The sequence below is a fragment of the Mesorhizobium sp. C432A genome (genome assembly GCF_030323145.1).
Lineage (GTDB): Bacteria > Pseudomonadota > Alphaproteobacteria > Rhizobiales > Rhizobiaceae > Mesorhizobium.
In genome coordinates this window covers 583,444-609,958 of record NZ_CP100470.1, presented here as the reverse complement: position 1 = coordinate 609,958, position 26,515 = coordinate 583,444, and the positions used below count along the sequence as shown (strand labels likewise).

The window sequence follows — 26,515 nt, the reverse complement described above, 5'->3', positions numbered from 1 at the left end:
GCCGCTCAGGCCCGGCGCCGGATGGCATGAAGCTTGCGTTGCATATCTTGCCCCCGATCTCCGCAGCTTCGGACGAGGTGGGACCTGACCCGTCTCGCTCCGGCGCCTGTAACCTAGAATTGGATCGAAGATGAATTATGCCAGCTTTCCTCTCGACAAGAGGATGCCATTGCCCAACCCCGATCAGGAAAAGGGTGAAGACTTCATCGACGTCGAGCGCCTGCTTGGCATGGCGGCGCGTCAGGTCAAGGTGGTGGCGGTCTGCGCCATCATCGGCCTGTTCCTGGGGTTGCTCTATCTGCAGACCACGCCCAAGCAATACATGTCGGTCGCCAGCGTGCTGATCGACGAAGGCCTGAACAAGGTCATCGACGACATCTCGGCTGCATCCGTCACCATGCAGACCGACGCCGCCCTGCTCAGCCAGATCGAAATCATCACCTCGGCGCGGCTGGCCTCGGTGGTGGTCGACAAGCTGAAACTCGACCAGAACGCAGAGTTCATGAACCCGCCGCAATCGGCGCTGGTCAAGGGCATCGGCTTCGTGCGCGGCGTGATCGGCTATTTCCGCTCAAGTTCCGCCGAGCAGATTCCCGGCATGGAAAACGTCGATGAGGCGACACGCCAGGCCATGATGCAGACGGCGCGCCACGACTATGCCGTGCTGAAGCTGCAGAGCGAGGTGCTGGCGCAGCGCAACGGCCGCTCCTATGTGCTCGCCATCGGTTACCAGTCGACCAATCCGGCGCTCGCCACCGCCATCACCAAGGCCTATGCCGACGCCTATCTCGCCGACCAGCTCAATGCCAGCTTCGACGCCACCGAGCGCGCTGCGGTCTGGCTGCAGGGCCGGCTGACCGAGCTTCGTCAGAACTCACAGGCGGCCGCTATGGCGGTCGAGAAATTCAGGGCCGAGCATGGTCTGGCCGCCAACAGCGACGGCCAGCTGATCAGCGACAAGCAGATTGCCGATCTCACCGCGCAACTGATCGTCGCGCAGGCCGATACGGCGCGCGCCAGCGCCCGCTATCAGCAATACAAGACCATCGTCGAAAGCGGCTCGGACAATGCCTTCAACGATTCCGCCATCTCAAGCGATCAGCCGGCAAGCTCCGTCATTGCAACGCTCAAGACCCGCTATCTCGCAGTGGCCAAGCGGCTGCAGGACGTGACGGCCAATTTCGGCGCCGACCATCCGCAGGCGGTGGCGCTGGCCAAGGAAAAGGCCGACCTGTCGACCCAGATTTTCGGCGAGTTGAAGCAACTGACCGAAAGCTATCGCAATGAATATGAAGTCGCGCTTTCACGCGAGACCTCACTGAGGCAGAAGATCGCCGACGCGGCCGGCAAGAGCTCCATCGACAACCAGAGCCAGGTCAAACTGCGCGAACTCGACCAGCAGGCGCAGGCGCTGACCACGCTCTACCAGACCTTCCTTAGCCGCTACGAGGAGGCCTCGCAGCAGCAATCCTTCCCGGTCGGCAAGGTCCGCATCATCTCGGATGCCTCAACGCCGCTTTCCGCCTCGAGCCCGCGCACCTCCAGGGTGCTGGCGCTGTCGCTGGTGCTTGGCGTGCTGCTTGGCGCCGGCTTTGGTGGCCTGAATGAGTTCAACGAGCGCTTCTTCAGGACCGGCGAGGACATTCGCGATCGCGTCGGCCTCAAATTCCTCGGCTATTTGCCGATGATCGGCGGCAGGCTCGGCAAGGACGCCGACGGCGGTGCGGCGGATGCCAAAGGCGCCAACACATTGTCGGCGGCCGAGAAACGGGCGCGCATGCGGGTCAGCGTCGATGCGCCGGCATCAATGTTCTCCGAAACGCTGCGCAACGCCAAGATCGCCTTCGACGTCGTCATGGAAGGGCAAGGCAGCCGGGTCATAGGCGTGGTCTCGGTCCTGCCCGGCGAGGGCAAGTCTACGGTCGCCGCCAATCTCGCCGGATTGCTGGCCGCCAACGGCTCGAAGACGCTTTTGATCGACGCCGATCTGCGCAATCCTGGCCTCAGCCGCAACCTCGGCATGGAAGCCGAGCAGGGGCTGATGGAGGCCGTGGTCAACGGCCAGACCTGGCAGTCGGTCGGCAAAGTCGACCGCCAGACCAAGCTGGCGATCATCCCGGCCGTGCTGCGGGGGCAATTCTCGCATACCAGCGAGCTGCTGTCGTCGGCCGGCATGCGGCGCTTCATCGACAACGCCAAGGAGACGTTCGAGTACATCATCGTCGACCTGCCGCCGCTCGGCCCCGTGGTCGACGCCAAGGCGTTTGCGCCGCTGGTCGACGGCTTCGTGCTGGTTGCCGAATGGGGCCGCACGCCGCGCGCCATGGTGCGCTCGCTGCTGGAGCAGGAACCCTACGTCGCAAGCAAGGTCGTCGGCGCCGTGCTCAACAAGGTCGATCTGAAGAAGCTGCCGAAATACGGCTCGCTCGGCGGCTCGGAAAAGTTCTTCGACCGCTATTCGACCTACTATCTGGAGAAATCGGACGTGCGAGCCAAGACCGCCGCCTGAACGGAGCGCGATCCTGAAAAGGAGCGTGATCCGGACAGCGGATCCGGTTTTCGGAAAAGATCACGCTCAAACGAAGAAGCACGGCAGGTCAGGAAAAGATCAGCTTGCCGAACTTACCCGCGATCCTGAGCGCTGTCAGCCGTCCGCTCTGAAAGGCGCCGGTGTCGATGCCGAGCCTTCGCCCGTCAAGCCTGGGGATATCGACCGGCGTGTGCCCATGCACCACAAGGCGGTCGAGCAGATGTGCGGCCTTGAAGAACTCGTCGCGGATGTTGAGCAGATCCTGCTCATCCTGTGCGACCAGGTCGATGCCCGGCCTGATGCCGGCATGGACGAAAACGAATTTATCCGAACAGAGCAGCACCGGCAGGCTGCGCAGGAAGTCGATATGGCTGGCCGGAATGACCTCCTTCACGCGCCGGTCGACCGCGTCGCTCGAGGCATAGAGGCTGGCAAGCCGCGCCGGATCGACCCCATAGGAAAACAGAGTCTCGCGGCCGCCGACCGCCAGCCAGCGGTCCCGCGACAGATAGCCGTCGAGATAGTTCAGCATGGCCACTTCGTGGTTTCCCGCCAGGCAGACGCGCAGGAACCCTGTTGGCGGCAGCGCCAAGAGGTGGTCGAGCACGCGCGCCGATTGCGGCCCGCGATCGATATAGTCGCCGAGCATGACGATAATCTTGCGGCCGCGAAATTGCAGCGCGTCGAGCTGGATCTTCTGCTCCAGCGACAGCAATTCCTTGTAGCAGCCATGCACGTCGCCGATCGCGTAGACGACGGTGTCGTCCATATCCATTTCCAGGCGCTCGCGCGGCGCCGGCCGGGGGGGCCTGGATCGCTGGAACAACGCCACTGGGGCCGTCAGACCCCGATGCCGCGGGCTTTGAGCGCCGCGGTGATCTCGTCAAGAATGGCGGGATCGTCGATAGTCGCCGGCATCGTCCATTCTTCCTTGTCGGCGATCTTCTGCATGGTGCCGCGCAGGATCTTGCCGGAGCGCGTCTTGGGCAGGCGCTTGATCGTCACCACGGTCTTGAAGGCCGCGACCGGGCCGATCCGTTCGCGCACCAGCCCCACCACTTCGCCTTCGATGGCAGCGGTATCGCGCGACACACCGGCATTGAGCACGACGAAGCCGAGCGGGACCTGGCCCTTCATAGCGTCAGCGACGCCGATGACGGCGCATTCGGCAACATCGGGATGCGCTGAAAGCACCTCCTCCATGGCTCCGGTCGACAGCCGGTGTCCGGCGACATTGATGATGTCGTCTGTGCGCGCCATGACATAGAGGTAGCCGTCGTCGTCGATCATGCCGGCATCGGCCGTCTTGTAGAAGCCGGGAAATTCCTCGAGATAGGCTTGCCGGAAACGCTCGTCGGCATTCCACAGCGTCGGCAGGCAGCCGGCCGGCAGCGGCAGTTTCACCGCCACATTGCCAAGTGTGCCGCGCGGCACTTCATGGCCGGCATCGTCGAGCACGCGAATGTCGTAGCCCGGCATCGGCACGCCGGGCGAGCCGTATTTCACCGGCAGCAGGCCGAGGCCCGCCGGGTTGATGGTCATCGGCGAGCCGGTCTCGGTCTGCCACCAATGATCGACCACCGGCACGTTGAGTTTCTGCTCCGCCCATTTGATGGTTTCCGGGTCTGCGCGTTCGCCGGCCAGGAACAGAGTGCGGAATTTCGACAGATCGTATTTCGGCACGAATTCGCCCTTGGGGTCCTGCCCCTTGATGGCGCGGAAGGCCGTCGGCGCGGTGAACAGCGCGACCACGCCGTGTTCTGCGATCACCCGCCAATAGGTGCCGGCGTCGGGTGTGCCGATCGGCTTGCCCTCGAACAGCACGCTTGTCGCACCATGCAGCAGCGGTCCGTAAACGATGTAGGAATGGCCGACCACCCAGCCGACATCGGAGGCCGCCCAGAATACTTCGCCCGGTCTGACGCCGAACTCGTTTTCCATCGTCCATTTGAGCGCGACCATGTGGCCGCCATTGTCGCGCACGATGCCCTTCGGCTGGCCGGTCGTGCCGGAGGTGTAGATGATGTAGAGCGGGTCGGTGGCGAGCACCGGAACGCAATCGACGTTGGCGCCCGCGGCGCGCTCGCGGGCAACGGCGTCGGCAAAATCGATATCGTAATGCTCCCTCAGATCGCAGCGCAGCTGGTCGCGCTGCAGGATCAGGCAGGCGTCCGGCTTGTGGCGGGACATTTCGATCGCCTTGTCGAGCAGCGGCTTGTAGGCCACGACACGTCCAGGCTCCAGGCCGCAGGACGCGGAGATGACCAGCTTCGGCTTGGCGTCGTCGATGCGGGTGGCGAGCTCGTGCGAGGCAAAGCCGCCGAACACCACCGAATGCACCGCGCCGATGCGGGCACAGGCAAGCATCGCGACCGCCGCTTCGGCCACCATCGGCATGTAGATGATGACGCGGTCGCCTTTGCGAATGCCGCGGTTCTTGAGCACCGAAGTCAGCGCTACCACTTCGCGCTTCAATTCGGCATAGGTGAATTTCTTGACCGTGCCGGTGATCGCGCTGTCGTAGATAAGTGCGATCTGGTCGGCGCGGCCGCCTGCGACATGGCGATCGAGAGCGTTGAAGCAGGTGTTGCAGCTGGCGCCGTTGAACCAGCGCCCGTAAACGCCCGCCTTGGCATCGAAGACGCTGGTCCACGGCGAATACCAGTCGATCGCCTCGGCCGCATCGGCCCAGAATTGTTCCGGGTCGCGTTTCCAGCCGTCATAGACCTCGTGGTAGCGTGACGCCATTCATCCCTCCTCGGGAAAACTCTCTATCTTGCAATAGCCTATGCGGGTTTTCCCGGCCACGTCTTTCCCCAAATGCCATGTCTTTCCCGAAATTTGGGGCTTGGCCGATCTCGCCTTGGCCATAAATTGCAGGCACCATGGCCGGGTTTGAAATCGGGGCAGGGCGCGCAATGACGGTACGATACGGGGTTGGATCTGCCGTTGGAGCAGCGCTGCTGTTGACGATCGTTTTCGCCGCCCAGGCCGGCGATGCCGCCGCGCGGCGCATCATCGGCTTTTCCCCCGACGGCAAATATTTCGCCTTCGAGCAATATGGCGAGCTCGACGCTGCCGTTTCCGGCTGGTCGCAGATCGACATCATCGACACAAGCACAGACGAGTTCGTCGGCGGCAAGCCGATCCTTGTCCTCGATGAATCGGAAGAGGCGACCACGACGGTGGAGCAGGCACGGGCGCAGGCCGCAAAGCAGGCCGCGCCAATCCTGGCCAAATATGCCATCGCCGAGCGCGGCACGCGCACGGCCTCCGACAGGTTCACCTTCCCGGACGACACGGTCGACTACAACGACATCCGTCGCCTCGATCAGGCCGCGCAGAAATGGCTGTCGCCGTTCTATGGCGAAACACAGATTTCGACCATCCAGCTCGACGAGATTTTGGCCGACAGCAAGACGGACTGCTCGGCAAGCTTTGATGACGCCAAGCCAAGCGACCAGGCTCTTCCGAGCGACAAGACACTTCAGGGCGAAAAGAAACTTCAAGGCGCCAAGACGGGCAAGGCGCGCGGCTTCCGCCTGTCGCTGCAGGGGCAGGACGGCAAGCCGCTCAAGGTGCTGCACGAGGACAAGGCCGTGCCGGGCTCGCGCAACTGCCCGACTTCCTACAGCCTGTCGGAATCCTACGAATACACCCCGCCCGGCAGGCCGGCGGTAGTGGCGGTGCTGGTGCAGCGCTTCAGCCAGGGCTTCGAAGGACGCGACCGCCGCTTCATCGCCGTAACCGGCCATGCACGCTAAGCCGCGGCCCGTCTTGTGGCAGGCAGAAAAAGCTCATGCGCCCGGAGAAAGCAGGGCGTTCGTGTCGGATATCAGGTCTTAAAGCGGCAAGGCCGCCAGCATCAGCCCGACGCCACCCGCGATCAATATGGCGGCTGCCAATGCTTTTCGATGACGTTCGAACGCGGTCGGAGCCCGCTCCCAGTTGTAACGCATACCCAATGCTCTCCCAAAACCCCGCGACTCCATAGCTTACTTTAGGTAAGAAAAGCAAGACCTTGACCCTGCGAGATAGCTGGCTTGACCGTTTGCGGCGGTGATTCCCAGCTGCAATCACCGACTATTTCTGGGGTGCTTCCCTGTTCTCAGGCTCTGAATCATGTGGAAGTTACCACAATCTGAGATTGGATGTCTCCATTAGGCTTCGGTTGCCTGTGTCGTGAGGATGGTGGCGTTGCCGGATTGCCACAGAACGGTCAGGCCGGCCTGTTCTCCCTCTCGTCCGCGCAATGGACAGACCCGCATCGCCGCGCTATCTGCTCTCCAGGAAAATGGTGGAGGGGCTCCATGGCCCAAATCGGTTCTGAAATGGTTCTGCGGCTGGCGGACGACGCCTCGGTCCAGCATGTCGGCGATGGCGCCGTCGTGCTCTTGGCGCGCAGCGGCCAGCTTTACACCTGCAACGGCACCACCGAAGCCTTTCTCGACAAGGTGGACGGCGCCCGCAGCCTTGACCAGATCGTCGTCCTGTTGTCTGACGAGTTCGAGGTCGACAAGGGCACGCTCGACCAGGACATGGCGGCGCTGGCCGCCGAACTGGTGAGCGAAGGCATTCTCGCCGACCCGGCTCCCTGATGGTGGACGGCGTTCTCCTGCGCGCTTTGTTTCGTGTCCATTTATGGGCAAGTGCGCGGCTGATGCCGACCCTGATCGGCCGCCGCAGCTTCGAATCGGTGCTGAAATGGGCGCCGCTCAGCGCACACACCCCTTATCGCGGCCTGTCGTCAGCCTACATCGTCGCTGCCGTCAACCGGACCGTCCGGCACCCCTGGCTGATGCGCGACCGCAGATGCCTGCGCGAGGGCCTGCTCGCCCACCGCTTCCTGCGCTTTGCCGGCTTCGATCCGGATCTGCGCTTCGGCGTCGATCCGAAGTCGATGCAGGCGCCGCGTATGTCTGCCCATTGCTGGGTCTGTCTCGATGGCCGCCCGGTGGTCTCGGACAGCCTCCCCGGCATGGTGCAGATCTATCGCCATCACGCCGATGCCGGAAAGGCGCACGCTGCTTGACCGGTCCGGCGACCACCTTCTGCTATGATCTCCAGGGCCAGGTCATCAGCATATCGGCCTCGCGGGCCGATCTCTGGCCGAGCTTCGACCTCTTGCTCGGCACGTTGCGCGTGAGCGGGCCGGTCGAGCCCGATTTCCGCGTCGACATCGTCGAGACGCGGGAGTTACCGGAATCGCCTGCCGGAAAACTCGCTTTCGACGGCGAGGTGCCGGAGGACGGCCATTGCCGGCTGATCGACGGTGGCGGCACCGTTCATCTGGTCTTTCCCGGCCTGCAGACCGTCTCGATCAATGCCGATGGAGGCTGGGCCGAGATACGAGTCCATCCCGATGCCAAGGTCAAATGGACGGTGCTGATGATGGTGCTGGATGCAGCACTTGATGCCGGCGACCAGCACATGCTGCACACCGCCGGCCTGACATTGCCCGGCCGCGAGGCGCTCGTGCTGATCCATGCGCCGAGCGGCACCGGCAAGTCGACGACGTCGCTGGCGCTGGCGTCGCAAGGTTTCGGCCTGTGCTCGGATGACGCCATGATCCTCAAGGTTTTGGCCGGTGGCGGCATCACGGCCTGGGGCTTGCCGCGCAAGGTGAAGGTCCACCGCCACACCGCGGCAATGCTGCCCTTCGTGGCGCCTTGCCTTGGCGACAAATGGGACGCCAATGGCGAGCAGGCCGTCTCGCTGGAACGTCTCGCCGAGATCATCCGCATCGAGGAAACTGTCGGCAGACCGGTTGCGGCACTGTTTCATCTCGCCCGCTCGGCGGACGCGCAAACCCGGCTCGTGCCCATGACCAGGACAGACGCCATGGTGGCGCTTGCCACCGACAATGTCAGGACCGGCATGACCGGCCTTTTGCCGGCGCAGAAGCGCCGCATGGCAACCATCGCAACGCTGGTCAAAGCCGTCCCGACATTTACCCTGGAAGTCGGCGCGAACCCGGCCGAGGCGGCCCCGCTGATCCGCTCGGCGCTGGCGGCGCGAGACTAAAGCACACTTCAGGCAGAATGCGGCTTTGGCCTGGCGAGGCGCTGGATCCAGCGGAAGGCGTCGCGGCGCAGGCGCGAATGCATCTTGTCCCTGGAATTGACGCCGAGCAGCGTATCGCCGGTGATCAGCCATTTGGCCAAAAATATCGAGAGGCCGGGCTTGATGCGGTCGGCCAGTTCGATCGCGCGCGGTGCATCAAACAGCCGCCCCGTCACATTGAGAACCGTCGCCAGTTCGAGCTCGATGCCGCTGATGCGCGCCGCCTCGAAAAGCCGGTCTTCATCCGCGGGCGACCGCAGCGCGCGCACGCCCTGCAGCACATCGACGCAAAGCTGCAGCCGGTGGAACTTGTGCCCGCCGGCGGCGTGGACAATGGCGATGGTCAGCAGCGCGGCCGGCGTGTCGGCCTCGCCGCCGTCGATGATCTGCAATTCGCGAAAGCCCAGCGACAGCCGCCGCCGCATGCCGGAATCATGCACCAGGTTGCCGTGCAGTTCGATCAGCAGGCTGGTATTCTCCTTCTCCAGCCACTTGAACTCCTGCAGATCCTGCGACTGCGCCTCGCCGCTCCAGAGCTCGAAGCCGCATCCGGCAATCACCGTGTTGGCTTCAATGATGCTGGCCGGCTCGACCAGAATGTCGATGTCGGTGAACGGCCGGTCAGCGGCGTGGCGGTAAAGTTTGCGTGCGAAGACCGGACCCTTGACGATGCGGGCCGGAACATTTTTCGCCGCCAATGCCTTCATGATGCGGTCGCCATGATATTGCAGCAGCATCGATTGGCCGGTCGCCAGCGTCGAGCGATCACGCAGTTCCGACAGCTTTTGCCGCAAGGCTGCGTCCGCAGGCAGTTGGGCGTCGCCAATCTCGCTGAGCTTGCGCAGCATGATCGGCAGCACGCCGTGGAACTCGGCATTGGCGAGCAGTGCCAGCAAGCTTTCGGCAGCAACGTCACGGCCAATGGCAACCGTCGCCTCCGGGTCGGCGAAGGTCAGCAGCAGTTTTTCATCGGCAGGCGCAAGAGATGGCAGCATCAAACCCGGATTGCGTTCGCCCACATCAGCAATTCCCGTCCGGAATTGCGTCAAACAACCAACTCAGAGGAGCGTATGTTGCAGAAAAGCATGCATGAAGCCAGCGTGTGGTGGCAGAACCAGCTCATGAATTGACTTTCCACGGTTTCGGTCCATTCTTTTGCACTGGACTGAAAAGGGTGTTTGGAATGGCCAAGAAAAAGTATGAAGCGCCCGTGCTGCGCAAGGCAGGAAAGTTGTCCAGCGTGGTGGCCGGGCCGTCGCTGCCGATACCGCGATAAGACTTCTACGGCTTCGGTTCGGATGAAGCCGGAGCGGTCGGCCGCAAGGCAAGCCGCGCTGCAGGCGGGCAATCTGTCGGCGTGACTGCGGGTAACGGTCCGTCCGGTCCCGCAGGCTAAGGCAAGTTCATAAGCCGCCTGTTCGGGATATGGGCAAGGCCCCTCCGTTACAGTCCCCAGCGCAGCGCGGCTGTGTGCACCGGCGCGTCCCACATTGACGTTGCCTCGTCATCCAGCATGGTCAGCGTGATCGAGCAGCCGGCCATGTCGAGCGATGTCACGTAGGACCCGACCAGCGAGCGGGTCACCGTCACGCCCTGTTTTTCGAAGATGTTTCGGGCGCTGTTGTACATCAGATAGAGCTCCATCAGCGGCGTGCCGCCAAAGCCGTTGATGAACAACAGTGCCGGGCCTTTCGCCCTGTCGCCGAGATCGCCCAGGATCGCGGCGCAAATCTCTTCGGCGATCGCATCGGCGCTTTTCAACGTGTCGCGACGCCGGCCGGGCTCGCCATGAATGCCGACGCCGAATTCCATCTCGCCATCGCCAATCTCGAAGGTCGGCCTGCCGGCCGCCGGCACCGTGCAACTGGTCAGCGCCACGCCCATCGAACGCGTCGCGCTGTTGATGCGACCGCCGAGCGCCTTGAGATCCGCCAGCGCCATGCCTTGCTCGGCGGCGGCGCCGACGATCTTCTCCACCACCAGCGTGCCGGCGACGCCGCGCCGGCCGGTCGTAAAGGACGAATTCTCGACGGCGACGTCATCATTGATCACCACCTGCAGGACGCCGTCGGCCATTTCGCCGGCCATGTCGAAATTCATCACGTCGCCTTCATAGTTCTTGACGATGAACAGGCAGCCGGCGCCGGTATCGACGGCGGCGGCCGCCGCCAGTATCTGGTCCGGCGTTGGCGAGGTGAAGACCTGGCCGGGGCAGGCGGCGTCCAGCATGCCGTGACCGACAAAGCCGGCATGCAACGGCTCGTGGCCGGAACCGCCGCCCGAGATCAGCGCCACCTTCCCCGGCTTCATCACCTTGCGGCGAATAAATTTGTGCTCCTCGCCCAGCACCAGGATGTCGGCATGAGCTGCAACGAAGCCGTTGAGGCTTTCGGTCAGCACCGTGTCGACGGAATTCATAAACTTCTTCATGTGTCCTCCCGACACAACACGATCAGCCGCCACTCCTGCCGGTGATGCTGGTGATCTTCTGGATGAATTCATTGATCGCCTTGTCGAGCGCTGCATTCTGCTTGTCGTCGCCGAAATCGGGCACGATCAGCGAGACATGCCGGGTCTTGCGCATGCCTGCCGCAACCGACATCTTGCCGGGATGCGCCAGATGATAGGCAGCCAGAAACTGATCGCGCTCGGCCGGACTGAAATGGCAGACCGAAAAAATAGCCGGCAGATGTTTTGACGGGATCGGGGTCGAATAGGCCGCGCTGGAAATCTGGGTGACGAAGCTGCGGTGCTTGCCAAGCGCGTCGGCAAGGCGTTGTCGCATACCCGACGGTCGCTGGTCGATGACCTGCGACAGGATCGTCTTGTAGGCGCGGATCGCCTCTTCGGAGCCGGCTTCTGGTGTCTTGTCGGCCATCTCAGTCATCCTAGACCGATGCATCCGAGATGGCCGCCTTGGCCATGGCGAGTTGGGCGGGAGCCACCGAGAGATCCCGCAGGCCGGCCTCGAGCAGTGCCGGGATCGATGCCGGATCGCCGCCGGCATCGCCGCACAGGCTGACTGGGATTTTCGCGCGCAGGCCAAAAGCGGCAACCGAGCCGATCAGCCGCAACACGGCGGGATGGCGGACAGAATTAAGATGCGCCACGGCTGCGTTATCGCGGGCAGCCGCCATTACATATTGGGTCAGATCGTTCGAACCGATCGAGAAGAAGGCGACATCGGCGAACGCCTCCGGCGCGATCGCCACCGAAGGCACCTCGACCATGATGCCGAGCGGCGGCATTTTTTGCGCGATGCCGCGCGCGGCAAGCCCGGCCTGCTCCTCCACGAACAGAGCGGCGGCGCGTTGGTATTCCTCCGCGACGGCGATCATCGGAAACATCACCTTCAGATTGCCGTGCACCGCCGCGCGCAGCAGCGCCCGGATCTGTACGCGAAACACCTCCGGCCTTGCCAGCGACAGCCTGATGCCACGCAGCCCGAGGAACGGGTTGCTCTCCTCGACGGTGAAGCCCGGCACCGGCTTGTCGCCGCCGGCATCGACGGTACGGATGGTCACCGGCTTGTCGCCTGCCCATTCCAGCACCTTGCGATAGGCCTGGTATTGCGTCTCCTCGTCCGGCGGCGCCTTGCCGAACAGGAATTCGGTGCGCGTCAGCCCGACCCCGTCGCAGGTCGAAATGTCGATGCCGTCGACCTCGGACGGATCGGCGATGTTGACCTGCACGCGCACTGTCGTCCCGGCCCGGGTTACCGCCGGTTTCGCGAGATAGACTCCGGCCTTGTCTCGATGTGCCACAAACGAGGACGAGGACCGGTGGAACGCTTCGATCTCGGTCGTGGTCGGCGAAAGCACGATACCGCCATGCTCCGCATCGAGCAGAGCCAGACCGACGGGATTAGCCGGCGACGCGCCAAGCCCCACAACCATCGGCACGCCGCGCGAGCGCGCCAGCATGGCGACGTGGCTGGCGGCGCTGCCGGCCCTCAGCGCGATGCCGCCGCCGGTGCTCCAGTCGGTCTCGAGAAAGCGCGTCGGCGCGATGTCCTCGCCATAGAGAATGGCGCCCGCTGGTGGAGCGCTCTCCTGCTCCTCGGTAAGGGCGCGCAGCACGCGGTCGCGGATATCGCTGATATCGGCGGCGCGAGCCCGGAAATAGTCCTGGTCTGACGTTTCGTAGCCGGAGATCTCGGCGTCCAGCGCCTGTCGCCAGGCCATGTCAGCCGGCATGCCGGACGCGATCGCGGCAAAAGCCGGGCCGGTCAGTGCCTCGTCCCCAAGCATGGCGAGCTGGAATTCGAGAATGCCGGCGGCCTCCTCATCGGCGGTTTCGATCAGGGTCGCGAGCCGGTCCGTCGCGCTGGCGATAGCTGCTTCCAATGCGGCCTTCTCCTCGCCGGCTGTCGCCTTCCCTGAGTAGCGCGCAGGGCCGCCATCAAGGTTGAACAACGGCCCCTCGGCATAGCCGGCCGAGGCCGAAATGCCTTGCAGCCTAAGCGGTTCGGGCATGGCCCGCATCCTCGTCGAAACCGCGTCGCACCAGCTCGGCCAGCGCTCTCACGGCATCATCGGCGCCGTCGCCTGTGGCCCGGATGTGCAGCATGGTGCCTTTCGGCGCCCTGGCCGCCATCACCTTGACGATGCTCTTGGCGTCGAACCATGGGCCGTTGGCGGCAAGCGCAATCTCCACCTCGGCGGCAAAGCTCTTGGCAAGCTTGGTGAACTTCACCGAAGGGCGCGCGTGCAGACCTACCTCGTGGGTGATCAGGACGGTGGCCTCGGCAAATGCGGACATCAGGTCAAAATTCCCGTTCGCTCACGACGGCGACAATTCATGCGCCGTCGCCACCACTTCCTTCAGCGAGGCCCCGCCGGACGCCTCCGTCGCAGCCATCACCGCGCCTTCGACGATCGGCGCGTTGCAGACGACGATCTTCTGCGCCCGCGGCTCGCCGATCATTTCCACCGCCATTTCCGAATTGGTCTCGGCGCCGCCGAGATCGACCAGTATGGCGACGCCCGCCTCCGACCACGCCTTGTCGATGGCGCCCATGATCGCTTCGACGCTGGTGCCGAGCCCGCCATGGCCGTTTCCGCCGCACCATGCAAGCGGCACTTCGTCGCCCACCATCTGCCGCACCATGTCGGCCGTGCCTTCGGCAACCAGCGGGGAATGCGAGACGATGACGATGCCGACATTGCTCATGCTTGGCCCTCGACGGTTTCGGCGACGGTCCGCACCAGCAGCGCCACAGAGCGTCCGCCGGCATCCATATGACCGATTGAGCGGTCGCCGAGGAATGAGGCGCGACCGCGTGTTGCCTTCATCGGCACGGTCGCCTCGGCAGCCATGTCGGCGATATCTGCAATTTCCATGGCCGTCTTTCCTTCGACCAACGCGTCCTGCACAGGTTGCAGCACATCGAGCATGGTCTTTTGACCGACCTGGGATTTGCCTCTGGCGGCCACAGCTTCGATTGCCTTGCCGAAAGCAGCCGCCAGATTGGCACGATCCGGCTCTCCCGAAATCTCCTTGCCCAGCGCCAGGAACAATGTACCGAAGAGCGGCCCGGATGCACCGCCAACCGTCATCACCAGCTTGGTGCCGATCGCCTTCAGCGCCTCGGGCAGCGGCTTGGCCGAAAACGCCTCGGCATCGGCACGCAAGGCCTCAAACCCGCGCTTCATGTTCAGCCCATGGTCACCGTCGCCGATCGCCTGGTCGAGCGCGGTCAACTCTTCCGAGTGAGCGGCGATCGTGTCCGCGGCGGCGGTGATCAGCCTGGCAAGGTCGAACGCTGCCATGTCCAGATTCCCGGTTTCGATCCTGCCGGCAGTATCGCAAGAGTTTTCATTCGACAATCTAAGCATGCCGTCAGGCCGTTGCATGCAGCGCGGCGGCCGCGAACACTTCGGCCACGGCATGGGCGCCAGGGTCGACTACGCCCTGCAATTTGGTGCCGACATAGGCGGAGCGCCCGGCCTTCGCCTTCTCCATGGCCGCGGTCGCCTCGGCGCCGTGCCGTGCCGCTGTAGCCGCGGCATCCAGCCCCTTGGCATCGAGCGCCTTCAGCCCCGGCTCCAAGGCATCGACCATGGTGCGGTCGCCGACCCTGGCGCCGCCATAGAAGGTCATCCGGTCAAGCCCGGCAAGCAGCGCCTTGGACAGGGTTGCTCCGCCGTTCGAAGCCTGAGCCGCCGCCGTGAAGAAGATCGACAGCAAGACGCCTGAGGAGCCGCCCATTGCGACGCCCAGACTATCGCCTATAGCCGCAAGCGTGGCGGCAGGGTCGGCCAGCGGCAGCGCATCGAGCCGTTCCAGCACGCTGCGCGCGCCGGTCGCAACCGTCGAACCGGTATCGCCATCGCCCGCCTTGGCGTCGAGCCCGTTCAGTGTCTCTTCGAGCGCGATCAGCCGTTCGCAGACCGTGATGATCAAACGCCTGGTGCCGGAATCCTGGCTGGCCCTTTGGGCTGCGCTGTTTCCAGCCGCTTTCGCCATAGGCACGATAGCCGGCGCGACGACGGTTTTGGCCGGCATCCAGGCATGTGGGCCGACAGGCGCCAGCAAGGCTGCCTCGCGCGCCGCATCGAGCTTGATCAGCGACAGCGAAAAACCGTTCATGTTGAGCGCCGTCATCAGCGGTCCGGGGCCGATCGCAAGCTTCACGGTCTTGGCCAGCGGCGAGGCCAGCACGGCATTGGCGACCAGCGACATTTCGAGCGGCGGCACCGAGCCGAGATTGTTGATGAGCAACGCGTGGCTGGCGTTCGGGTCGAGCCGCGCGGCCAGCCGCTCCGCCATGATCGCCACAAGTCTGTCGGCGCTCTGCACGGCGATGCGCTCGACGCCCGGCTCGCCATGGATGCCGAGGCCGAGTTCGCCGTCATTTTCGCCGAACCGCTCTTCATGTGGCTGGCCGGGGATCGAGCAGGACGACAGCGACATGCCGAGCGAGATGATGTCCTTCGCCGCCGCGCGAGCCGCTGTCGCGATCGCTGTCAGACCGCTTCCCGTCTCCGACAAATGGCCTGATATCTTGTGCACGAACAAGGTGCCGGCGACGCCGCGCGGCTGGTTGATATCGGGCAAGGCAATGTCGTCGGCGACGATCGCCATCTCGACGCGAAACCCCTCGGCGCGCGCCTTCTCGGCCGCGAGGCCGAAATTGAGGCGGTCGCCGGTGTAGTTCTTGACGATCAGCAGGCAGCCAGCCGGGCCGGTCACCGCGCGAATGGCCGCCAGGACCGCCTCGACGCTGGGCGAGGCAAAGATCTCGCCCGAGACCGCCGCCGTCAGCATGCCCTTGCCGACAAACCCGGCATGCGACGGCTCGTGCCCGGCACCGCCGCCGGAGACGACCGCAACCTTTGCCTTGTCCCAGTCGGCGCGCAGCACGACCTTGATCTCGGGATAGCCGTCGAGGCGGGCGAGATCGCCGGAACCGATAGTCCGCAACAGCCCGTCCAGCGCCTCGGTGACGATCGTTTCCCTGCGGTTGAAAAAGTGCTTCATCGAATTCGTCCTGTATTCGTCAATCAGAAGCCGGTGCCGTGCCCTTGGCGAGACACCGAAAACCTCACATCAGTCTTTGTCCGTCGGCGCCGAAATAAAGTGGCGAGCGGTAGCGGATCACCACTTTGTCGCCCTCGGCCAGATCCGTATCGGGGTCGGTGAGCGTCACCAGTTTCTTCGGGCCGACCGTAACATGCAGATGGTTCTGGTCCCCGAGATGTTCGACCCAGTCGACGACGCCGTCGGCATGGCCGCTTGCGGTCTTCTCGATCGACAGATGCTCGGTGCGCGCGCCGATGGTCTTGGTTCCGGTCGGCGCCCCACCATCAGGCAGCAGCCCGGCCGGCAGCAGGTTGATCGCCGGCTGGCCGAGGCGGGCCGCGACATGAAGGTTGGCCGGCTCCGAATAGATTGTGCGCGGCGTGCCGATCTGCACCAGCACGCCGTCATTGAGGATGCCGATGCGATCGGCCATGGTCATCGCCTCGATCTGGTCGTGCGTGACATAGAGCATGGTGGCGCCGAGTTCGGCCTGGATGCGCTTGAGTTCGAGCCTGAGATCGGCGCGCAATTTGGCATCCAGCGACGACAGCGGTTCGTCCATCAGATAGATCGACGGTTTGCGCACCAACGCTCGGCCGATGGCGACGCGCTGCATCTCGCCGCCCGACAGCTTGGTCGAGCGGTTGGCGAGCTTGTGGTGGATGCGCACCATCTTTGCCACCTCTTCGACGCGGCGGCGAATCTGGTCCTCCGGTACTTTCCGCGCCGGCGAGCGCAGCGGGAAGGCGAGGTTGTCGTAGACTGACAGATGCGGGTAGAGCGAATATTGCTGGAAGACGAAAGCGGTGTCGCGCTCGGCCGGCGACAGCGTCGTCGCATCGTGGTCGCCAATATGGATCGTGCCGCCATCCGGCCGCTCCAGTCCGGCGATCAATCTCAGCGTCGTCGTCTTGCCGGCGCCGGTCGGGCCGAGCAGCACGACGAATTCGCCATCGGCGATGTTAAGGTCGAGGCCATCGACGGCGACATGGTCGCCGAAGCTTTTGGTCACGCCCTTGATGTGCACGTCAGCCATGCTGCGCTCTCCCTTGAGAGGCGGTATCGTGGATCGCGGTGCGCACCGCCCGACCCGAGCCCTTGTCGAACAGCGACAGCCGCGCGCTGTTCAACGTTAGCCCGACATGATCGCCGGCAGCGAGCCGGATTTCGGCCGGCACCCGCGCCTTGATGATGCCGTCCGCCGTCTCCACCGCCACGATCTGCGTCGTGCCGAGATATTCGGTGCCGTAGATGGTGCCGCGCAGTTTCGACGCATCGTCGAAACGGATGTGCTCGGGACGGATGCCGAGCGCCATGTCGGCGGGCGCAATTTCCTCGCGCACTTCCGGCACCGCCACCTTGGCGCCCTGGACGACGATTTCCTTCGCCCCCTTCGCCAGCCCGCCACCGAAGCCCAGGAAATTCATCGGCGGCGAGCCGATGAAGTCGGCGACGAACATGGTTGCCGGGCGGTCGTAGATTTCGCGCGGGCTGCCGAACTGTTCGATGACGCCATGGTTCATGACGGCGATCTTGTCGGCCATCGACATCGCTTCCATCTGGTCGTGCGTGACATAGACGGTGGTGGCGTGGATGCGGTTGTGCAGCTCGCGCAGCTCATGCACCATCAGATCGCGGAATTCGGTGTCGAGCGTGCCGAGCGGCTCGTCCATCAGGAAGCATTTTGGCCGTCGCACGATGGCGCGACCGAGCGCCACGCGCTGGCGGTCACCGCCGGCAAGGCCCGAGACCGATTTGTTGAGCAGATGGTCGATGCGCAGCAGCTTCGCCGTTTCCTCGACACGGCTTCGAATCTCGGCCGAGGGCATGCCTTGCGCGAGAAGCGGGAAGCCGATGTTCTTGCGCACGTTCATATGCGGATAGAGCGCGAACAGCTGGAAGACGAAGGCGATGTCGCGTTCGCGCGCCCGGCGCATGGTGACGTCCTCGCCGCCGAGCAGGATCTGGCCGCCGGTCGGCAATTCGAGGCCGGCGACCATGCGCAGCGTCGTCGTCTTGCCGCAGCCCGAGGGACCAAGCATGACGAAGAACTCACCATCTTCGACGACGAAGCTGGAATCCTGCACCGCGACGAAATCGCCGAAGGCCTTTCTCAAATGTTGGACGCGGATTTCGGCCATGATTATTCCGGGAACTTCGAGACGATGATGAACATCACCGTGCCGGCGAGCATGGTGATGAAGGAGTAGGTGTAGAGCGCCAGCGCGAAGGGCTGGAACAGCATCAGGAATCCAATGGCGATCAGCGTCGTGGCGATGTTTTCCATCAGGCCGCGCCGGGCCCAGCGAGGCCAGGATGACTTTTTGGAGATGGCTGGGCGCGTCATGCGCAGCTTCCTTCCTTCTGCCCGGCAACGGGGCGAGACGGTTGCCAGGTGGTTCCCCCACTCCGTCGCTGCTTCGCAGCGCCACCTCTCCCCCCTCCGGAGGGAGAGGAAGGGAGTCTGGTTGAATGAAGTTCGCGCCCTTCCTCTCCCCCGTCGATCGGGGGGGAGGTGAGCGAAGCTCGACGGAGTGGGGGTCGACCTGGCACACCACTCATTTGCGAACCGCGCCGAAAGTGATGCCGCGCAGCAACTGCTTGCGTAGCAGGATGGTGAAGACCAGGATCGGCACCAGGAAGATCGTCGTGCCCGCCGCCACCGCCGGCCAGTCCTGGCCGCCTTCACCGATAATGGTCGGGATGAAGGGCGGTGCGGTCTGCGCCGTGCCGGAGGTCAGCAGGGCCGCGAATGCATATTCGTTCCAGGCAAAGATCAGGCAGAAGATGGCGGTCGCGGCGATGCCGGTGGTCGCTTGCGGCAGCACGGTGCGCCAGAAGGCCTGCAGCCTGGTATAGCCGTCGATCATCGCCGCTTCTTCATACTCGCGCGGGATCTCGTCGATGAAGCCTTTCAGCAGCCACACCGCGAGCGACACGTTGACCGCGGTGTAGAGCAGGATCATGCCGAGCGCGGTGTCGGACAGGCCGAGCTCGCGGTACATCAGGTAGATGGGAATGGCGACCGCGATCGGTGGCATGAAGCGCGTCGACAGGATGAAGAACAAGAGGTCATCGGCCAGCGGCACCTTGAAGCGCGAGAAACCGTAGGCCGAGAGCGTGCCGAGGAATACGGCGCAGAAGGTGGAACCGAAGGCGATGATCAGTGAGTTGACGAAGCGCGGCAGGAAGTTGGACGGGCCGGCAATCACCATGTTGCGCTTGCGCGAGGTCTCGTCGCAGAAACCGGTCGCGGGTCCGAGCGAGTTGATGTAGTCGGGCGTTTGCCTGGTGCGCGTCGTGAACAGGTTGCAATAGCCCTCGATGCTCGGCTGGAACAGAATCTTGGGCGGATAGGCGATCGAATCCGGCGGCGTCTTGAAGCTGGTGGCGAAGATCCACAGCAACGGCACGATCGAGATCAGCGCGTAGAGCACGATGATCGTGCCGGCGATCCGCTTCGAATTGGCCGAGGGGGCGACGACGGAGTGGGCGGTGGTCAGGCTCATCTCTGCTTCACCTTGTTCAGCGCCTTGACGTAGATGTTGGCCAGCCCAAACACCGCGACGAACAGGATGATGGCGAAGGCCGAGGAATATCCGGTGCGCCAGCTCTCGAACGCCTGCCGCTTCAGCGTGATCGAGGCGACCTCGGTGGTCGAGCCCGGCCCGCCACCGGTCAGCAGGTTGACCATGTCGAACATCTTGAAGTTCTCGATGCCGCGAAACAGCACCGCCAGCATGATGAAGGGCAGCGCCATCGGCAGCGTGATCGACCAGAACTGCCGCCAGTTGGACGCGCGGTCGACCTCGGCGGCTTCATAGATGTATTCGGGGATGGAGCGCAGGCCGGCGAGACAGATCAGCATGACATAGGGCGTCCACATCCAGGTGTCGACGATGATGATCGACCACGGCGCCAGCGACACGTTGGACAGCATCTGGATGTCGGTCGGTGGTATCCGGGTGACGAACGAGATGGCGTAGGCGAACAGGCCGATCTGCGGCTCGTAGAGGAAGCGCCAGAAATTGCCGACCACCGCCGGCGACAGCATCATCGGCACCAGGATGATTGTCGTCCAGAAGGCGTGGCCGCGGAATTTGCGGTCGATCAGCCAGGCCAGCGTGAAGCCGATCAGCGTCTGCAGCAGGATCGTCCAGAACACGAAATGCGCCGTCGTCTGCATGGCGATCCAGATGTCCTGGTCGCCGAGGATGCGCTGGTAATTGGCGAAGCCGAGGTTCTTCACCACCTCGTTCGGGCGGTTCGCCCGGAAGTTGGTGAAGGACAGGTAGATCGCCCAGAACAGCGGGAAGATGTTGATGGCCAAGAGCAACAGGATCGTCGGCGAGATGAACAGCCAGGCGAGGCCCTTGTCGCTGATCCCCCGGACCTTGCGGGCCAACGGCTCCGGGGTCGCCCGGGCAACGTTCTCCGCAGTCCGATTGAGCATGGTGAGTCCTGCTTCGGTCACGTCAAGTCTCGACACTGGAATTTATCTGAACTGCGTCCCGTGCCAAGGGCAGCACGGGACCAAGAGCATGATGCCGAAAAGTGTGAAGCGGTTTTCGGACGACATCATGCTCTCTCTCTTTTTAGCCCTGAGGCGGATGATTTCTGGTCGATTCGGCCTGAAAATCATCCGCCTCTGGGGTCAGGCTCGGGAGGAGCCGTTGGTCCGGTTACATCTTGCCGTCGTCCTGGAACACTTGCGTCCAGTCCTTGACCAGGCCGTCAAGCGCGTCCTTGGCCGAACCCTGGCCGGCAACGACATAGTCGTGGAAGCGCTTCTGCGACGCCTGCAGCAGCGGTGCGTAGCTCGGCTCGGCCCAGAAGTCCTTCACGATCGCCATCGAGTCGAGGAAGGTCTGCGCATAAGGCTGGCTGGACGGGAAGGCCGGGTCCTTGACAACCGCGTTCAGGCAGGAATAGCCGCCGAGCGACCACCATTTGGCCTGCACATCCTTGTTGGCGAACCACTTGATGAATTTCAGCGCCGATTCCTGCTTGTCTGAATAGGACACCACCGAAATGCCCTGGCCGCCAAGCTGCGCAAACTGGGCGCCACCGGGACCCTTCGGATTGACGAAGTAGCCGATCTTGTCGCCGCCGACATTCTCGTCCTTCTGCAGGCCGGGCCAGGTGAAGGCGAAGTTCATGTGCATGGCCACCTGACCGGATTTGAAGGCGTCGACGCCTTCGCCCATATAGCTGTTCGAGGCACCCGGAGGCGTGCAGCAATCGTAGAGCGACTTGTAGAACTCCAGGCCTTTGACCGCGTCTGGCGAATTGACGAAGCCTTCCATCTCGTAGGGCTTCTTGGGGTTTTCATACTGGAAGCCGTAGCTGTAGAGCACGTCCATGGCGCCCATGGTGATGCCTTCCGAGCCACGCTCGGTGTAGATCGAAGCGCCATAGACGGTCTTGCCGTCGATCTCGCGCTTCTGGAAGAACTCGGCGACCTGCTTCAGTTGGTCGAAGGTGGTCGGCGGGCCGAGATCCCAGCCATATTTTTCCTTGAATTCCTTTTGCAGCTCCGGCTTGGAGAACCAATCCTTGCGGTAGGTCCAGCCGACGACGTCGCCCATGGCCGGCAGCGCCCAGTAATTCGGCGTGTTCTTCGGCCATTCGGAATAGCCGACGACTGTTGCCGGCACAAAGTCGTCCATGCTGATCTTCTCCTTGTCGAAGAAGTCGTTCAGCTTGACGTAGTGGCCGTTCTCGGCCGAGCCGCCGATCCACTGGCTGTCGCCGATGATCAGGTCGCACAGTTTGCCGTGCGAGTTGAGCTCGTTGAGGAAGCGGTCGGCATAGTTGGTCCACGGCACGAATTCGAATTTCATGCCGATGCCGGTTTCCTTGGTAAAATCCTTGGACAGTTCGACCAGCGCGTTTGCCGGATCCCAGGCGGCCCAGCAAAGCGTCAGGTCTTCAGCGTGCGCAACGTTCGAGACGGCTGTCGACGCGGTAATCGCCGAGGTCAGTCCCAACGCCAGTTTCAAGCTCGATTTCATGCCTTCCTCCCATTTGCGAAACGCGCCCGGATGGCCGTTTCAAGAACCCCTCAACCCTCGCTCCTCCGAGGGCCTAAACACGGCGCGCTATGCGTCGCCAGGGCGGCGCGGTCCACCGCAGATGTTTAGTAATTTGTTTAGTGATGCAATTTTTACTAAACAAGGCAAGCGAATTCGTCGCTGCGCCGCAACATGGCCAAACGGCGATTGAAATCGTTGGGAAATGATTTGCCGGACGGCTCGCCCGGAAGTTGCTTAGCAGGGGTCGCCTATAATTTTCGTCTGCGGCGTCACCGGCCGGACAGGGGGCGCGGGCGGCAGCAGCGCGCGGATGTCGGCGAAGGGAAATGTCAGCTCGAATCGGAAGGCCTCGGCCAGGGAGCCGGGAACGCTGTTGCATTGCCCGGCGCGAAACTCATTCTGAACGCGCGCTCTGTCGACATATTGCTCCGGCCACTGCGATTGGTGCGCTCGGATCGCCTGCGTCTTGATATCGCCGTAGGCGGAAATGTCGACGTAATGCGTCGGCGCAAAGCCGGTGCCGCCCATCGTGTCGGCATGCAGCACGGGGACGCCGAACGAGGCCGCGATGCGCACGCCGTCCGACAAAGCACGATGGTCGGCGTGATAGTCGTTGGGGGCATGCGTGATAACCAGATCCGCCGCGGTCTCGCGTATCAGCGCTTTCAGCGAAGCGATCAGTTCCGCATCAGCCACCAGTTCGCCGTCGGGAAAGTCGAGAAAGCGAAGGGTTGCGCCGAGCAGCGCCGCAGCGGCCGCCGCCTCGTCGCGGCGGACACGAGCCAAAACGCTCGGGTCGCCCATGCCGCCCCTGGCGCCATCCGTGGCCACGGCAAAAGTCAGTTCTGCGCCTTGCATGGCATAGGCAGCCAGCGTACCGAACATGAATATCTCGATGTCGTCGGGATGCGCGCCGAGCGCCAATACCTTCACTGCACTCTCCCCGGAAATGGAAAAACGTGACGAACGGAATCCTGCTCGCCCTCATCGCCTATGCAAGCTATTCGTGCAGTGATGCCGTTATCAAGAGCCTTGGCGGACAGTTCACCGTCTTCGAGATCGGCTTCTTCATCACGCTGTTTGCCGGCTGCTTCCTGTTTTTACGCCGCCCAGTCGATGAGCGCTGGCGCGACTTCTGGCGCACCGGGCGGCCATGGGCGGTGCAGGCCCGCGCCTGGGCCGGCATCGCCTCGGGCGTGCTCAGCGTCTACGCCTTCACCACCATTCCGCTGGCCGAGACCTATGCACTGATCTTCCTGGCGCCGCTTTGCGTTACCATTCTCTCGACCGTCATCCTGAAGGAAAAGGTCGGTCCATGGCGCTGGCTGGCGGTGGTTGCCGGCTTTGCAGGTGTCATGCTGGTGGTGCGGCCAGGTTTTCGCGAGTTGCATCTCGGACACCTTGCCGCCTTCACGGTGGCCTTCCTTGCCGCGGCCAGCGTCATCCTGATGCGGTCGCTCGCCCAGCAGGAAAAGCGCACCACCATGCTCGGCGTGCTCATCGGTTACGGGCTGCTGTTCAACGGGGCCGGCACCATCGCCACATCGTTCACCCTCCCCAACGCCATGCAGCTGCTGTGGCTGGTGCTGGGCGGCGCCTTTACCGCCGGCGGCCAATTGCTGCAGCTGCTGGCCGCCAAATACGCACCGGCCAACCGCATCGCGCCGACGCATTATTCGCAGATCGTCTGGGCGGTGATCCTCGGTGCGTTGTTCTTCCAGGAGTATCCGGACTGGATATCGCTGGTCGGCTTGGCCGTCGTTGGCGCGTCCGGCCTGCTCACCATGGTGCGCGAGGAGGTGCGGCTGGGCACGGTGCGCTGGAACCCGTTTGCGCGCACGAGGCTTTGATCCGGTTGCATGGCCATAGTGACCGCTGATATGCGGACGCAATGACGACGAGATCCTTGCCGGAGCTTCCGGTATCCGCCGTGCTGCCGGCCCTGAGCGAGGCGCTCGGCTCCGGCAACAGCGCCGTCCTGGTGGCGCCGCCTGGCGCCGGCAAGACGACGCTGGTCCCGCTGGCGCTGCTCGATGCGCCCTGGCTGGTCGCCGGCAAGATCGTCCTGCTCGAACCGCGCCGGCTGGCCGCCCGCGCCGCCGCCCGCCGCATGGCCGAATTGCTTGATGAAGAGCCCGGCGCCACCGTCGGCTATGCCATGCGCATGGAAAACCGCACATCGGCCCGGACAAAAATCCTGGTCGTCACCGAAGGCGTCCTGGCGCGCATAATCCTCGACGATCCCGAGCTGCCCGGCGTCTCGGCGGTGATTTTCGACGAATTCCACGAGCGCTCGCTCGACGGCGATTTTGGCCTCGCTTTGGCGCTCGATGTGCAGGGCGCGCTGCGGCCCGATTTGCGCTTGCTGGTGATGTCGGCAACGCTCGATGGCGCGCGCGTCGCGAAACTCCTGTCCGGCGCCCCGGTGATCGAAAGCCAAGGCCGTGCGTTCCCCGTCGATGTCAGATACGACGAGCGGCCAGCCGGCGTTCCCATCGAAGACGCCATGGCCAAGGCGATCCGCTCCGCTCTTGCCGGCGAGAGCGGCAGCGTGCTCGCCTTCCTGCCGGGACAGCGCGAGATCGAGCGCACGGCCGAGCGGCTGCAGGGCCGGCTCGGCGCCGACACCGACATCGTGCCGCTCTACGGCCAGCTCGACAACAGGGCGCAGGATGCCGCCATCAAACCGGCGCCGCCCGGCCGCCGCAAGGTGGTGCTGGCGACGTCGATCGCCGAGACCTCGATCACCATCGACGGCGTGCGCGTCGTCATCGATTCCGGCCTGTCGCGGCTGCCGCGCTACGAACCGGCGAGCGGCCTGACCCGGCTGGAGACGGTGCGCGTTTCCAGGGCGTCCGCCGACCAGCGCGCCGGTCGCGCCGGACGCACGCAGCCAGGCGTCGCCATCCGCCTTTGGCGGGCCGAGCAGACGGCGGCCCTTCCCGCCTTCACTCCACCCGAGATTCTCGAAGCCGACCTGTCCGGCCTACTGCTCGATTGCGCCGCCTTCGGCGTCGCCGATCCCGCAAGCCTGTCCTTCCTCGATCCGCCGCCCATTCCCGCGCTCAACGAGGCGCGGGCGCTGCTCCTGGCGCTGCACGCCATCGATGCGGCCGGCCGGCTGACGGAGGCGGGCGGCGCGATGCGCAAGCTGGCGCTGCCCGTGCGGCTCGCACACATGGTCGCTGAAGCCGCTGGCGGCGGCCACGCGCTCGAGGCTGCGATGCTAGCCGTCCTGCTCACCGAGCGTGGTCTCGGCGGTGACGGCGCCGACCTCGAACGGCGGCTGATGCGCTTTCGCACTGAGAAATCGCCACGCGCCGTTGCGGCAAGGCAGCTTGCCGAGCGATTGGCGAAGCAGGCGGGCGGCCCCAAGAGCAGCGAAGCCGCTTCTGCCGGTCTTCTCCTCATCCACGCCTGGCCGGACCGCGTCGCCAGGGCGCGCGGCGAGCGTGGCCGTTTCGTGCTCGCCAACGGCTCCGGCGCCATGGTGGATGCCGCCGATCCGCTGGCCGGCGAGACCTGGCTGGTCGTCGCCGATCTGCAGGGCAAGGCGCAAAATGCCCGCATCACGGCGGCGGCCGCGGTCCACGAGACCGACATCCGTGCCGCTATGGCCGACAGGATCGAGATCCGCCGCGAGACAAGCTTCGACCGCGAGCGGCGCGCGGTGCGCGTGCGCGAGACCGCCAGGCTCGGCGCCATCACTTTGTCGGAGCGCATGCTGCCCGCACCAACTGGAACAGACGCCGACCGCGCCATAACAGATGCCTTGCGCGAGCACGGCCTGTCGCTGCTGGAATGGGGCAAGGACGGCGAGACGCTGCGCCAGCGCCTAGGCTGGCTGCATCGCGGCCTCGGTGCGCCTTGGCCCGATGTTTCGGAAGCCGCCCTGCTCGAACGCCTCGACGACTGGCTGCTGCCGTTCCTTTCGGGCAAGGCGTCCTTCGCCGCCATCGACCCCGGCACGCTGTCGTCGGGCCTGATGGCGCTGGTGCCGCATGATTTGCAGCGCAAGATCGGCACACTGGCGCCGACCCATTTCGACGCGCCGTCCGGCAGCCATGCGCCGATCCGCTATGACGGCGAATGGCCGGTGCTGGCCATCCGCGTGCAGGAACTGTTCGGCCTTGACCGCCATCCGGCAATCGCCAACGGCACCGTGCCGCTGACGCTCGAGCTGTTGTCGCCGGCGCACCGGCCAATCCAGACGACGCGCGACCTGCCCGGCTTCTGGCGCGGCTCCTGGGCCGATGTGCGCACCGACATGCGCGGCCGCTATCCCCGCCATGTCTGGCCGGAAAATCCGCTGCTCGCTGGGGCCACCGCCCGCGCCAAACCGCGAGGGACCTAGCGCTCGTCC

24 protein-coding genes are annotated in these 26,515 nt (G+C 64.2%); 7 read left to right on the top strand and 17 right to left on the bottom strand.

The window, feature by feature from the left end; translation table 11 throughout:
* The first annotated feature begins 130 nt into the window (after positions 1-130).
* Positions 131-2,509, top strand: a complete 2,379-nt coding sequence (locus NLY33_RS02770) for a polysaccharide biosynthesis tyrosine autokinase (protein ID WP_023689994.1) — start codon at positions 131-133, stop codon at positions 2,507-2,509.
* Between the two features lie 88 nt (positions 2,510-2,597).
* On the opposite strand, the gene NLY33_RS02765 is transcribed toward NLY33_RS02770, so the two are convergent.
* Positions 2,598-3,299 carry a metallophosphoesterase family protein gene (locus tag NLY33_RS02765; RefSeq protein WP_023689995.1) on the bottom strand — a complete coding sequence of 234 codons (702 nt, stop codon included), beginning with the start codon at positions 3,297-3,299 and terminating at the stop codon, positions 2,598-2,600.
* Between the two features lie 71 nt (positions 3,300-3,370).
* Positions 3,371-5,278, bottom strand: a complete 1,908-nt coding sequence (locus NLY33_RS02760; protein ID WP_023689996.1) for a propionyl-CoA synthetase — start codon at positions 5,276-5,278, stop codon at positions 3,371-3,373.
* 218 nt (positions 5,279-5,496) lie between these two features.
* On the opposite strand from NLY33_RS02760, the gene NLY33_RS02755 reads away from it, so the two are divergent.
* The 4 genes from NLY33_RS02755 to NLY33_RS02740 all read left to right on the top strand — a co-directional run bounded on the left by NLY33_RS02755 (position 5,497) and on the right by NLY33_RS02740 (position 8,554).
* Positions 5,497-6,294, top strand: a complete 798-nt coding sequence (locus NLY33_RS02755) for a DUF2259 domain-containing protein (protein ID WP_245261018.1) — start codon at positions 5,497-5,499, stop codon at positions 6,292-6,294.
* Positions 6,295-6,840: 546 nt separating this feature from the next.
* Positions 6,841-7,128, top strand: coding sequence for a PqqD family protein (locus NLY33_RS02750; protein ID WP_023684213.1), 288 nt, complete (start codon positions 6,841-6,843; stop codon positions 7,126-7,128).
* Positions 7,128-7,562 carry a lasso peptide biosynthesis B2 protein gene (locus NLY33_RS02745; protein WP_023707798.1) on the top strand — a complete coding sequence of 145 codons (435 nt, stop codon included), beginning with the start codon at positions 7,128-7,130 and terminating at the stop codon, positions 7,560-7,562. The genes NLY33_RS02750 and NLY33_RS02745 overlap by 1 nt, the downstream gene beginning before the upstream one ends.
* Positions 7,559-8,554: a phosphoenolpyruvate carboxykinase (ATP) gene (locus NLY33_RS02740; protein WP_023694189.1), complete on the top strand. Its 996-nt coding sequence runs from the start codon at positions 7,559-7,561 to the stop codon at positions 8,552-8,554. The genes NLY33_RS02745 and NLY33_RS02740 overlap by 4 nt, the downstream gene beginning before the upstream one ends.
* An 8-nt stretch (positions 8,555-8,562) precedes the next feature.
* On the opposite strand, the gene NLY33_RS02735 is transcribed toward NLY33_RS02740, so the two are convergent.
* The 15 genes from NLY33_RS02735 to NLY33_RS02665 form a co-directional block, all read right to left on the bottom strand.
* On the bottom strand, positions 8,563-9,588 hold the full coding sequence (locus NLY33_RS02735) for a nucleotidyltransferase family protein (protein WP_023703566.1): 1,026 nt from the start codon (positions 9,586-9,588) through the stop codon (positions 8,563-8,565).
* Positions 9,589-10,036: 448 nt separating this feature from the next.
* Positions 10,037-11,023 (bottom strand): dihydroxyacetone kinase subunit DhaK, encoded by a 987-nt coding sequence (gene dhaK / locus NLY33_RS02730; RefSeq protein ID WP_023668785.1) that lies wholly within the window; start codon positions 11,021-11,023, stop codon positions 10,037-10,039.
* Positions 11,024-11,045: 22 nt separating this feature from the next.
* Positions 11,046-11,471, bottom strand: coding sequence for a hypothetical protein (locus NLY33_RS02725; protein WP_023668784.1), 426 nt, complete (start codon positions 11,469-11,471; stop codon positions 11,046-11,048).
* Positions 11,472-11,481: 10 nt separating this feature from the next.
* Positions 11,482-13,068 carry a phosphoenolpyruvate--protein phosphotransferase gene (gene ptsP / locus NLY33_RS02720; protein ID WP_023703565.1) on the bottom strand — a complete coding sequence of 529 codons (1,587 nt, stop codon included), beginning with the start codon at positions 13,066-13,068 and terminating at the stop codon, positions 11,482-11,484.
* Entirely contained in the window at positions 13,052-13,354 is a 303-nt protein-coding gene (locus NLY33_RS02715) for an HPr family phosphocarrier protein (protein WP_023684207.1), read from the bottom strand. Before NLY33_RS02715 ends, ptsP begins: the two co-directional genes overlap by 17 nt.
* A 21-nt stretch (positions 13,355-13,375) precedes the next feature.
* The gene (dhaM, locus tag NLY33_RS02710) at positions 13,376-13,765 is read right to left on the bottom strand and encodes a dihydroxyacetone kinase phosphoryl donor subunit DhaM (RefSeq protein WP_023690004.1); all 390 of its coding nucleotides are present in this window, start codon (positions 13,763-13,765) and stop codon (positions 13,376-13,378) included.
* Positions 13,762-14,364, bottom strand: coding sequence for a dihydroxyacetone kinase subunit DhaL (dhaL, locus tag NLY33_RS02705; protein ID WP_023668780.1), 603 nt, complete (start codon positions 14,362-14,364; stop codon positions 13,762-13,764). The genes dhaM and dhaL overlap by 4 nt, the downstream gene beginning before the upstream one ends.
* Positions 14,365-14,434: 70 nt before the next feature.
* The gene (locus NLY33_RS02700) at positions 14,435-16,075 is read right to left on the bottom strand and encodes a dihydroxyacetone kinase subunit DhaK (protein ID WP_023703564.1); all 1,641 of its coding nucleotides are present in this window, start codon (positions 16,073-16,075) and stop codon (positions 14,435-14,437) included.
* A 64-nt stretch (positions 16,076-16,139) separates the two neighbouring features.
* The gene (locus NLY33_RS02695) at positions 16,140-17,153 is read right to left on the bottom strand and encodes an ABC transporter ATP-binding protein (RefSeq protein WP_023707799.1); all 1,014 of its coding nucleotides are present in this window, start codon (positions 17,151-17,153) and stop codon (positions 16,140-16,142) included.
* Entirely contained in the window at positions 17,146-18,258 is a 1,113-nt protein-coding gene (locus NLY33_RS02690) for an ABC transporter ATP-binding protein (protein WP_023707800.1), read from the bottom strand. Before NLY33_RS02690 ends, NLY33_RS02695 begins: the two co-directional genes overlap by 8 nt.
* A 2-nt stretch (positions 18,259-18,260) precedes the next feature.
* On the bottom strand, positions 18,261-18,464 hold the full coding sequence (locus NLY33_RS02685) for a hypothetical protein (RefSeq protein WP_023668776.1): 204 nt from the start codon (positions 18,462-18,464) through the stop codon (positions 18,261-18,263).
* A gap of 211 nt (positions 18,465-18,675) precedes the next feature.
* The gene (locus NLY33_RS02680) at positions 18,676-19,626 is read right to left on the bottom strand and encodes a carbohydrate ABC transporter permease (protein ID WP_023694180.1); all 951 of its coding nucleotides are present in this window, start codon (positions 19,624-19,626) and stop codon (positions 18,676-18,678) included.
* Entirely contained in the window at positions 19,623-20,570 is a 948-nt protein-coding gene (locus tag NLY33_RS02675; protein WP_031198535.1) for a carbohydrate ABC transporter permease, read from the bottom strand. The genes NLY33_RS02680 and NLY33_RS02675 overlap by 4 nt, the downstream gene beginning before the upstream one ends.
* 229 nt (positions 20,571-20,799) lie before the next feature.
* A complete protein-coding gene (locus NLY33_RS02670; protein WP_023703561.1) occupies positions 20,800-22,131 on the bottom strand; it encodes an ABC transporter substrate-binding protein in 1,332 nt (443 codons plus the stop codon).
* A gap of 255 nt (positions 22,132-22,386) precedes the next feature.
* The gene (locus NLY33_RS02665; protein ID WP_023707801.1) at positions 22,387-23,085 is read right to left on the bottom strand and encodes a PIG-L deacetylase family protein; all 699 of its coding nucleotides are present in this window, start codon (positions 23,083-23,085) and stop codon (positions 22,387-22,389) included.
* Positions 23,086-23,111: 26 nt separating this feature from the next.
* On the opposite strand from NLY33_RS02665, the gene NLY33_RS02660 reads away from it, so the two are divergent.
* Together NLY33_RS02660 and hrpB are read left to right on the top strand one after the other, a co-directional pair.
* Positions 23,112-24,002: a DMT family transporter gene (locus NLY33_RS02660; protein WP_023707802.1), complete on the top strand. Its 891-nt coding sequence runs from the start codon at positions 23,112-23,114 to the stop codon at positions 24,000-24,002.
* Between the two features lie 41 nt (positions 24,003-24,043).
* Positions 24,044-26,506 (top strand): ATP-dependent helicase HrpB, encoded by a 2,463-nt coding sequence (gene hrpB, locus NLY33_RS02655; RefSeq protein ID WP_023709630.1) that lies wholly within the window; start codon positions 24,044-24,046, stop codon positions 26,504-26,506.
* Positions 26,507-26,515 lie beyond the last annotated feature (9 nt).